Genomic DNA, 9,631 nt, shown 5'->3' with positions numbered 1-9,631 from the left:
CCCTGCCACAACCACAACGAATCATCGGCCAGCGCCAGTGCCAGTCCGCCGCCGGGCCGTGCGGCGATGCTGACAATCTGTTGCGGAAATTGCCACAACAGTGTTGCCGCACGGTGCGGTTCCGCCGCCAACTGCAATAGTTGGTTGCCGCTGGAGAACAGCACCCGCTCGCCGTCGGCGGTCAAATTATCGGGCTGCGGCGTTGCCAGCCAGGTGGCGGCATCATCCAGTTCAGTGTTTGGCTGTAGCGGACCATCCAATGGAGGAATGGTCAGCGCTTTGCCGCGAAAAAGATCGAGCAGTGAAAAACGGCTCATAGCGATTTCCCCCAATAAGAGTGATAGCCGGTCCAGTGGGGATCGGCGTCCGGCAAGCGGTAGCGGCCAATACGGTTATTCAAAATGCCGCCGACGTAAAGGTATCCTTTATGTTCGCGCATTGAGGTGACCATCGGGTGGCTCATGCCACCAAGGTTGCCGAGCACATCCTGGATCTCGCCCTGCTCACTGAATTTCACCACGCCACCGGTATTGATGTTGGGGAACAGCCACTCATCCTGCACCAGTCGCCGCGTCATGCGCCGCCGCATGCCAGGGTGACGCAGCGCGAGGTCGAAAGTAGGTGTGCGCATGCCAAGCCACGCCATCCAGTAGTGGCCGTCCGAGGCGCGGTTTATGTTGTCGGGATAGCCGGGCATATCGCGGATCACACATTCCAGTTGCCCTTTTTTCGGCCCGTCGAACCAGTAACGGTGCACGCGGCAAGCCCAGGATTCAGCCAGAAATAACGACAGACCATCGTGGGCGATACAGACGCCGTTGGTGTAGCGCAGACCACTGAGCAGCGTTTCCGTTTTGCCACTATCGGGGTAGTAACAGAGCAGACGGCCGGTTGGGCGGCTTTCGATGCTATCCAGCGCCCATTCATGCGCGTCATAGCGCGTGGTGGAGTCGGTAAAGAACACCCGGCCATCCGGCGCGATATCACAGTCGTTAGGATCACGTAGCCGCGCATCATCCACCACCGACAGCCACGAGCGGCGGGTTTGAGTAGAAAGCGGCTTCACCGTGCGATCTTTCGCCACTGAATACAGCCCCATCGCGCCGACGCAGATTTTCAACGATTGGTCTTTATCCAGCGCCAAACCTAATGGAAAACCGCCAATATGGGTGAAAACCTCGGAGCGCTGATAATCTGGCGCGAAGAAGCGGATGATTTCGCCGTGGCGGGTGCCGCAATAGAGATGGTCATTGTTATCGAGGATCACATCCTCCGGCCCTTCCAGCTCGCCAAGGCCGATAAATTCGGTATCGGCCAGTTTGTCATTCAACGACCAGGCGGATTGTGCTGCCGGTTCCGCCGACAGCGTTTCGCCCATACGAGTGTAGATCGGTGCCACATAAACACTGGCCAGCACCTTGTGCCGGTTTTTCAACCAGCGAATATCGAGAAAGACAGCGGCAATCAGCACCATACCCAGCACCAACTGGGTACTGCCACTTGGCAACCCAAGGCGGATTAGCCCATTGGTCAGCAGCAGGACAATAATAGCGCCGAGGACCCCTTTCATGATGGAGCCACGTCCACCACCGAGACTGTTGCCACCGACCACGCCGGCAGTGAGCGCCATGATCTCTAACCCCAACCCGGTGCCAGGCCCGACGCCGCCCATGCGGGTGGCAAGTAAAAACCCCGCCAGCCCACAGCACAAACCAGAGAGTACATAGGTGATAAACACCGTGCGGCGCACGGCAATACCGGTGTTCCACGCCGAACGGCGCGAGCCGCCCACCGCCTGAATGTGCCAGCCGAGGCGCATACGGCTTAGTAATAAATGCAAGCCGATTGCCACCAGCACTGCCAGCACAAAACTGACCGGCAGCGGCCCGATCCCCTCTTCACCGATGAAATTCCACTGCGGATTATCCACCGACGACTGTTGTATTTGAGTGGCATATTTCACCACCAGAATATCGAATAATGTGTGCAGCAGGATAAAACTGACCAGTGTGGTCAAAAACGCGCGCAGCCGTAAATAGCCAATCAACACACCATTAAAGGCACCGGCCAGCGCGCCAACTGCCAGTGTCAGCAGCAGCGATTGCCACAGCGGTAGCCCCAGCAGAGAGTTGGTCGAAACGGCGGTAAACGCGCTAAGAGCAAAGATAGCACCGACGCTAAGATCGATACCGCCGCCTAGCATCACAATACTCATCCCCATCACCACCAGGGAGAATTCGCCCCACTGCCGCGAGGTATCGCTCAGGCTAGAGAGCGTGAAAAAACCGGGCAGAAAATGGCTAAGCACGGGTAATAGAATCAGCAGAAACAGCAGCGGGATCACATTGTCGATCCAGCGCTTGGTCAGCAGTTCGCCGACCAGATAACTGGGAATTAGATTGTAGCGGAGTCGTGCCGCTCGTTCGCGCATAGACATGATGAATGACCAGATAAACGAAGCGATCAGCCGCGCACGGCCGATCAGGAGTGATTAAGCGGCTGCGTTGTCTTTCAGCGACCAGCAGCTACCAGGTTTCACATCATTACGGGTCGTGATCGATTCCGGTGTGTAGATCCAGGTTTTACTGCTGCCCGCCTGCGCCCCACTTTGCAGCAGATATTTCACCAGCGTGCTGACATCCCGTGACTGATTAGGCACGTCGGTGGAAACCAGTGCATCAATCACACCGTTACTAAGACGATCACAGTCAGCCTGCTCACCGCCGCCGGTAGTGGCGAGAAATATTTTGCCGGTCTTGCCCGCATCGCGGATTGCCGCACCGGTGCCCTGCGCGGTAGTTGACCAGAAATCAACAATGCCACACACATCAGGATGTTGTTGAATCAGCGTACTGGTGATGTTACGCGCGGTGGTTTCGTCCCAGTTAGAGTAAGGTGCGGCAACCACTTTAAAGCCCGGATGCTTTTTCAGTTCTTCCTGCAAGCCCGCCCACTGATCCAGGCTGGAGGCATTCACCTGATCGCCCTGAATCACGCCGATTTTTTGGCTTGAATCGGCACCACAGCCCTTAACAACCGCCTGCGCTTCCAACTGACCAACGGTGGTCCAGTTGCTGCCGACAAAAGCATCTGAGGAGAAGTTACTCGGGTTATCCACTTGAATGACATAAATCCCCGCCTGCTGCGCCCGTTTATAAAGCCGCGAATAGGATTGCAGATCGGGTGATTGCATGATAACTGCGGCCACTTTACGGTTAATGGCGTCGGTCAACGCCTGCGCGCCGTCGTCAGGTTTCCAGTTGGGATCACGAGTTTCAAAGTTGATACCTTCTGCCTTCAACGATTTGCCGATGTAGTAGGCCCAACCTTGCGACAAGTCCATGCCCATCGCCATCGGGATCAGTACCACCGTTTTATCTTTGAGATGCTCCGCCACGTTGACGGGTCCCAGATCCTCGCGACCAAACGCACTGCTGCCCCACACGCTGAGTACTAAACCCAGCGCAACCACTTTTTGCCATTTTTTCATGTTCGCTACCCTGTGTGTAAATAAGTGATAACTCAAATATCGCCCTGTTGATCGGTTTGTTCATCGCGAGGATTAATCACCCCGTCAATAATCAGGGCAATTAAAAGAAAACTGGCTTTGATGAAATTTTGATATAGATCAGAAATATCCAGGATGGTTAAACCATTTATTAATAGGCCAATGAGCAACGTGCCGTAAATAACATTACGCATACCGCCTCGACCGCCGGATAAAGCTATCCCCCCCACCACAACGACTAATATCACGTCATACAATAAAGTGGAGTTAATAATACGGGTATTAATTGAGTGCAAACTGGCGACAATCACTAACCCAGCAATAAATGCCACTAGCGCGGAAACGGTATATTGCAAGGTAATGAGTGGGCGAACCGGAATGCCAATATTACGCGCCGCCTGTAAATTATCGCCCATTAAATAGAGATAGCGACCATATTTAAAAAAACGTAGCAGCAAGGCCATTAGCGCTGCCAGCACGAAAAATAGAATAATCTCCAGCGGTACCGGGCCAAGTGCAGCATCACCCAGTGCTGCAATAATATGCTGAGATTTCGGCAGATAGATCACATCCTGGCTGATCAGTTGCGAGCGACCGACGCCGTAGACCAGAATGCCGGTGGCGAGCGTGGCGAACAACGCAGGGATCTCCGCGTAGGCAATTAATAGGCCGTTGACCATGCCAATAGTGATCACCACCAGCAGCGTTAACGGCAGCGCCACCGCGAGCGGCATCTGCTGATTAAGCATATTTAATAGCCAGGCGGTGGACATCGCCATAACCGATATTAATGAGAGATCGATTCCTCGGCCAATTACAATCATTCCCATTGCCACGGCGAGAATACCGAGAAGTGTGACACTGCGGACTAAATTAACCAGATTGTCCGTGGATAAAAAATGCGGTAAGAATAAGATGAAAATAATAAAAATTGTTATCGATAAAAGAAGAACGATAATTCCCTGCCGGTCTCGCCGGTAAATTTCACTGACTTTCATTTTTAACTCTTCTTATAATCTCAACGCACAATGAGATAATGTTTTTATATTTATATTTGAAGCGATAATTAAAGTCAAAGTAGTAAAATGTCTAGCGATAGAACAAAAGTAGAAATAGTATCTGACTGCTGACAAACCCCGATGACTCGATGTTAGACCGTGAGCACGTTATCAATAACCTCAGTATATTGCTGATGATTATTTAAGCCGATGCATCGAAAGAAGGGTCAAGTACTCAATTTTAGGAGGTAACCGCAGCTAAGCTCCTGCGGTTACCAGTATAAAGGCTATGATCAGCGTATTCTACCCCGCGCCAATGTCATCTGGTCATTGCCCAACCGCAGGGTATTTTGGCTAAGATGGCAGTGAGTAATGGCAATGGCTAATGCATCGGCGGCATCAGCCTGAGGATTTGCGGGTAGTTTTAGCAGTGAACGCACCATATGCTGAACCTGGCTTTTTTCAGCCGCGCCCGTCCCGACAACGGTCTGTTTTACCTGACGGGCAGCATATTCGGAAACCGGTAAATTCAGGTTTACCGCAGCCACAATCGCCGCGCCACGTGCTTGCCCCAGCTTTAAAGCCGAGTCCGGGTTTTTCGCCATAAACACTTGTTCGATAGCAAAAAAATCAGGTTGAAACTGAGTGATAATTTCAGTCACGCCAGCATAAATCAATTTCAGGCGAGTAGGCATATCGTCCACTACAGTGCGGATACAGCCGCTGCCCAGATAAGTGAGCTGACGACCTTGCTGGCGAATAACGCCATAACCGGTGACACGAGAACCGGGATCGATACCTAATACGATCGCCATAGCAGTTTATTTACCTTGTTCGCTGCATTGCTTATCAACGATACGACTTATCAGTAATACCGATGGAAAAAGATACCACAGGTGCGATACCTTAAAAACGCTGGCCACATAACGTGGCCAGAAGTGATTAAATATAGGCTTAAAGGGTAGAATGAGACGACGCTAAACTACAGTGTCGCGGCAACCTCATCAGAGATCTCACCGTTATGGTAAACCTCTTGCACATCATCAGAATCTTCCAGCATATCAATCAAACGCAGCAGTTTTGGTGCAGTTTCTGCATCCAGATCGGCCTTGGTTGATGGGATCAGAGAGACTTCGGCACCTTCTGCCACCAAACCTGTGGTATCCAGTGCGTCTTTCACTGCCCCCAGCGATTCCCATGCAGTGAACACATCAATGGCGCCGTCGTCATAAACCACGATATCATCGGCACCCGCTTCCAGCGCCGCATCCATCACCGTATCTTCTGCCAGGCCCGGTGCGTATGAAATGACACCTTTCTTGGTAAATAGATAAGAAACTGAGCCATCAGTACCCAGATTGCCACCCGTTTTGGTGAAGGCATGGCGGACTTCAGATACGGTACGGTTGCGGTTGTCACTCAGGCATTCAACCATTACGGCAGTGCCGCCAGGGCCATAGCCTTCGTAAATGATGGTTTCCATGTTGTTATCTTCATCGCCCCCCACACCACGGGCAATGGCACGGTTCAGGGTGTCGCGCGTCATATTATTCGACAACGCTTTATCGATAGCCGCTCGCAAACGCGGATTAGCAGCGGGATCCCCCCCCCCCAAACGGGCCGCTGTTACCAGCTCACGAATAATTTTAGTGAAAATCTTACCGCGTTTGGCATCCTGTGCTGCTTTGCGGTGTTTTGTGTTGGCCCATTTACTGTGACCTGCCATAAGAATCTCCAAAATAGTCTAATTAGACTGAATAAAGAACATACTCTTCTATCGCTTGCTGATTGCTCCAGGATTTGGTCAATGCTGCGGCATCCGCTGCATCTAACCACTGGTAGGCGAGATGTTCGGTGATAACCACATCCCGCTCTTCGGGTAACGCCAGACAGAACCAATGTTCTTTATTGCGTGTCACACCCGGTGCATAGCGACGGCGCAAATGCGCAAAGAGTTCAAATTCCACACAGCGCTGGCAATCGAGCAACTCGAGGTTTTCAGCCAGTATATCAATGCCGACCTCTTCCTTTACTTCGCGCTGCGCGGTTTGCAACGGCGTCTCCCCATCTTCCATACTGCCAGTCACCGACTGCCAGAAATCAGGATCATCTCGCCGTTGCAACATTAGCACCCGACCACTGTTTTTGGCGTAGATCACCGCCAGTATTGATTCAGGGCGCTTATACCCGTCATCTTTCAAACTGCAAGTGTGTTGGCTGCGCTCGTTACTCGGCCCGTCCATGGGCCTCGCCTCATTGAGGTCGCTGCTAGCAGCGTTCAAATCTGCTCCCTGCTGATTTGTCATCCGAATCACTTACCGGTGTAAGCTCATCGGGATCCTCTTGCTTGCCGCCTTCCTGCATCTTGAAATCTATTGGGTATATATAATTCATTACTGATTCTCTTCTTCCGCGCTATCCGTTGCCCCTTTCTTCGCCACTACGCTGATAGACAGCTCTTGCAGTGAAGCTGGATTAGCAAAACTTGGTGCGTCCGTCATCAGACATGCCGCCGCAGTAGTTTTCGGGAAGGCAATAACATCACGGATGTTATCGGTGCCGGTCAGCAGCATCACCAAGCGATCCAGACCAAAAGCCAGACCCGCATGCGGCGGTGCGCCGAATTTCAGTGCATCCAGCAGGAAGCCAAACTTCTCACGCTGTTCGTGTTCATTGATGCCCAGAATACCAAACACCGTTTGCTGCATTTCAGTGCGGTGAATACGCACAGACCCCCCCCCCACTTCGTAGCCGTTAATCACCATATCGTAGGCATTGGCAATAGCCGTGGTAGGTGCAGCAGCCAATTGTTCCGGGCTCATCTCTTTCGGCGCAGTGAACGGATGATGCATCGCCGTCAGGCCGCCTTCGCTGTCATCTTCAAACATTGGGAAATCAACCACCCATAACGGTGCCCATGTCCCCAGCTTGGTCAACGCCAGATCACGACCGACTTTCAGACGCAATGCGCCCATCGCATCAGTCACGATTTTGTCACTGTCGGCACCAAAGAACAGGATATCGCCGCTTGCTGCCTGAGTGCGGGCCAGAATGGCTTCCAACACCTCTGCGCTGAGGAATTTCGCGATTGGGCTTTGCACCCCTTCCATGCCCGCCGCGCGGTCGTTAACTTTCAGCCATGCCAGGCCTTTCGCGCCATAAATGCTAACAAACTGGACGTACTCGCCAATTTGCTTACGGGTCACCTGTGCGCCACCGGGGACACGCAATGCCGCAACGCGGCCTTTGGCGTCATTTGCCGGGCCAGAGAAAACGTTAAACTCGATCTCTTTAACCAGATCCGCGACGTCCACCAATTCCAGTGGGTTACGCAGGTCCGGCTTATCTGAACCGTAACGGCGCATGGCTTCGGCAAACGTCATTACCGGGAAATCGCCCAGTGAGACCCCGTTGGTTTCCTGCCACAATTCGCGTACTAGTTTCTCCATCACTTCACGCACTTGGTCGGCGGTCATGAAAGAGGTTTCAACATCGATCTGAGTAAATTCAGGCTGCCGATCAGCACGTAAATCTTCATCACGGAAGCATTTTACGATTTGATAATAGCGGTCGAAGCCAGACATCATCAGCAGTTGCTTGAATAGCTGTGGTGACTGCGGCAAAGCATAAAACTTGCCTTTATGAACCCGGCTTGGCACCAGATAGTCACGTGCACCTTCAGGTGTCGCCTTAGTCAGCATAGGCGTTTCGATATCGAGGAAACCGTGGCTGTCCATAAAGCGGCGTACAAAACTGGTGATTTTGGCACGGGTTTTCAGTCGATTAGCCATTTCAGGACGGCGTAAATCGAGGTAGCGATACTTCAGGCGCTGCTCTTCGCTATTGGTCTGATTAGAGTCCAGTGGCAGCGGCTCAGAGCGGTTGATGATATTCAGCGCGCTGGCAAATATTTCCACTTCACCGGTAGGCATATCTTTATTGATTTGGCTATCAGGGCGCGCACGCACGGTACCGGTAATCTGGATACAGAACTCATTACGCAGCTCAGAAGCGTGTTCAAAAGCGGCTTTATGATCCGGATCGAAGAATACCTGAACGATACCTTCGCGATCACGCATATCAATAAATATCAGGCCACCCAAGTCACGACGACGGTTAACCCAACCACACAGTGTAACGCTTTGGCCCACATGGGACAGATTCAACTGCCCGCAATACTCAGTACGCATACAATATCCTTTTACTCAGCCGATGCCGCACGCGTTTTGCACGTCCGTGCGACTATTTTCTTAGGTGTTTGGGATTAAAAAGTGTTGAAAAAAGGGGGTCATTATAAAGGAAATTCGTATCAGAGATAAGAGCGAACGCACAGCTCAGGCATGACAAAATCTCTTTCAGCGATGTTTTAACACATCATTTAACAAATTTCTTCCCTCGTCAGGGCTGACCGATAACCTATGCTGGCATAAACTGACCGGCGGATTACGCTGGTCATCCGAGCTTTCACATCATGATATTGGGGCACGACATAATGAAACTTGACGCAAAAACCACCGCATTGGTATTGATTGATCTGCAACAAGGGATTTTACCCTACGCCAAAGGCCCTTATAGTGCGGAACACGTCATCGCCACCAACGCTCGACTGGCTGAGCAGTTCCGTCGGCTTGGCGCACCGGTTGTTTTAGTGCGAGTCGGTTGGTCAGATTCCTTTGCTGAAGCGCTAAAACAACCGGTAGACCAGCCAAGCCCTTCGCCTGCTGGCGGATTGCCGGACTCATGGTGGACGTTCCCTGAAGAGCTGGCCGTAACGGATCAGGATATTCGCGTGATCAAACATCAGTGGGGGGCCTTTTACGGCACTGATTTGGATCTGCAATTGCGCCGTCGTGGTATCAAAACCATCGTACTGGCGGGGATTGCGACCAATATTGGGGTTGAGTCTACTGCCCGTGCCGCATGGGAACATGGCTATGAATTAGTCATTGCAGAAGACGGTTGCAGTACCGCCAGTACCGAAATGCAGCAATTTGCGGTTAAGCATATCTTCCCGCGCATCTCCCGCGTGCGCAGCAGTGGCGAAATTCTTGCGGCCCTTAACGCGTAACGCTATAACGTCAGTGCAGCTAACAACGCTGTAGCGCCAAGTAAGAAAAGTTTACCC

At 52.1% G+C, this 9,631-nt stretch carries 8 protein-coding genes and 1 pseudogene; 1 reads left to right on the top strand and 8 read right to left on the bottom strand.

Features of this window, described 5'->3' with window-relative positions:
- The 8 genes and pseudogenes from AEP37_RS27110 to aspS all read right to left on the bottom strand — a co-directional run.
- A pseudogene (locus AEP37_RS27110) lies at window positions 1–317 on the bottom strand (hypothetical protein); the annotation flags it as partial.
- A complete protein-coding gene (locus AEP37_RS01005; RefSeq protein ID WP_049608513.1) occupies window positions 314–2,437 on the bottom strand; it encodes an ABC transporter permease in 2,124 nt (707 codons plus the stop codon). The pseudogene AEP37_RS27110 and the gene AEP37_RS01005, both read right to left, overlap by 4 nt.
- 54 nt (window positions 2,438–2,491) lie before the next feature.
- On the bottom strand, window positions 2,492–3,490 hold the full coding sequence (locus tag AEP37_RS01000) for a sugar ABC transporter substrate-binding protein (protein ID WP_049608510.1): 999 nt from the start codon (window positions 3,488–3,490) through the stop codon (window positions 2,492–2,494).
- A 32-nt stretch (window positions 3,491–3,522) separates the two neighbouring features.
- Window positions 3,523–4,506 (bottom strand): ABC transporter permease, encoded by a 984-nt coding sequence (locus tag AEP37_RS00995; protein WP_049608507.1) that lies wholly within the window; start codon window positions 4,504–4,506, stop codon window positions 3,523–3,525.
- A 293-nt stretch (window positions 4,507–4,799) separates the two neighbouring features.
- Window positions 4,800–5,321 (bottom strand): crossover junction endodeoxyribonuclease RuvC, encoded by a 522-nt coding sequence (ruvC, locus tag AEP37_RS00990; RefSeq protein WP_005185237.1) that lies wholly within the window; start codon window positions 5,319–5,321, stop codon window positions 4,800–4,802.
- Between the two features lie 167 nt (window positions 5,322–5,488).
- Window positions 5,489–6,232, bottom strand: coding sequence for a YebC/PmpR family DNA-binding transcriptional regulator (locus tag AEP37_RS00985; protein WP_049608503.1), 744 nt, complete (start codon window positions 6,230–6,232; stop codon window positions 5,489–5,491).
- Window positions 6,233–6,254: 22 nt separating this feature from the next.
- Complete coding sequence (gene nudB, locus AEP37_RS00980; protein ID WP_049608500.1) at window positions 6,255–6,749, bottom strand: dihydroneopterin triphosphate diphosphatase; 495 nt, start codon at window positions 6,747–6,749, stop codon at window positions 6,255–6,257.
- A 150-nt stretch (window positions 6,750–6,899) separates the two neighbouring features.
- A complete protein-coding gene (gene aspS, locus AEP37_RS00975) occupies window positions 6,900–8,696 on the bottom strand; it encodes an aspartate--tRNA ligase (protein ID WP_049608497.1) in 1,797 nt (598 codons plus the stop codon).
- A gap of 302 nt (window positions 8,697–8,998) precedes the next feature.
- On the opposite strand from aspS, the gene AEP37_RS00970 reads away from it, so the two are divergent.
- Window positions 8,999–9,574 (top strand): hydrolase, encoded by a 576-nt coding sequence (locus AEP37_RS00970; RefSeq protein ID WP_049608495.1) that lies wholly within the window; start codon window positions 8,999–9,001, stop codon window positions 9,572–9,574.
- Window positions 9,575–9,631 lie beyond the last annotated feature (57 nt).

Source organism: Yersinia pekkanenii (assembly GCF_001152565.1).
GTDB classification, from domain to species: Bacteria; Pseudomonadota; Gammaproteobacteria; order Enterobacterales; family Enterobacteriaceae; genus Yersinia; species Yersinia pekkanenii.
Note: the sequence above shows the minus strand (reverse complement) of the source record. Positions and strands in the feature narration are given on the sequence as shown.

Bases quoted from the DNA above. Each gene is read 5' to 3' on its own strand.
- AEP37_RS01005 (WP_049608513.1), bottom strand. From the start codon at position 2,437: ATGTCTATGCGCGAACGAGCGGCACGACTCCGCTACAATCTAATTCCC.
- AEP37_RS01000 (WP_049608510.1), bottom strand. From the start codon at position 3,490: ATGAAAAAATGGCAAAAAGTGGTTGCGCTGGGTTTAGTACTCAGCGTG.
- AEP37_RS00995 (WP_049608507.1), bottom strand. From the start codon at position 4,506: ATGAAAGTCAGTGAAATTTACCGGCGAGACCGGCAGGGAATTATCGTT.
- ruvC (WP_005185237.1), bottom strand. From the start codon at position 5,321: ATGGCGATCGTATTAGGTATCGATCCCGGTTCTCGTGTCACCGGTTAT.
- AEP37_RS00985 (WP_049608503.1), bottom strand. From the start codon at position 6,232: ATGGCAGGTCACAGTAAATGGGCCAACACAAAACACCGCAAAGCAGCA.
- nudB (WP_049608500.1), bottom strand. From the start codon at position 6,749: ATGGACGGGCCGAGTAACGAGCGCAGCCAACACACTTGCAGTTTGAAA.
- aspS (WP_049608497.1), bottom strand. From the start codon at position 8,696: ATGCGTACTGAGTATTGCGGGCAGTTGAATCTGTCCCATGTGGGCCAA.
- AEP37_RS00970 (WP_049608495.1), top strand. From the start codon at position 8,999: ATGAAACTTGACGCAAAAACCACCGCATTGGTATTGATTGATCTGCAA.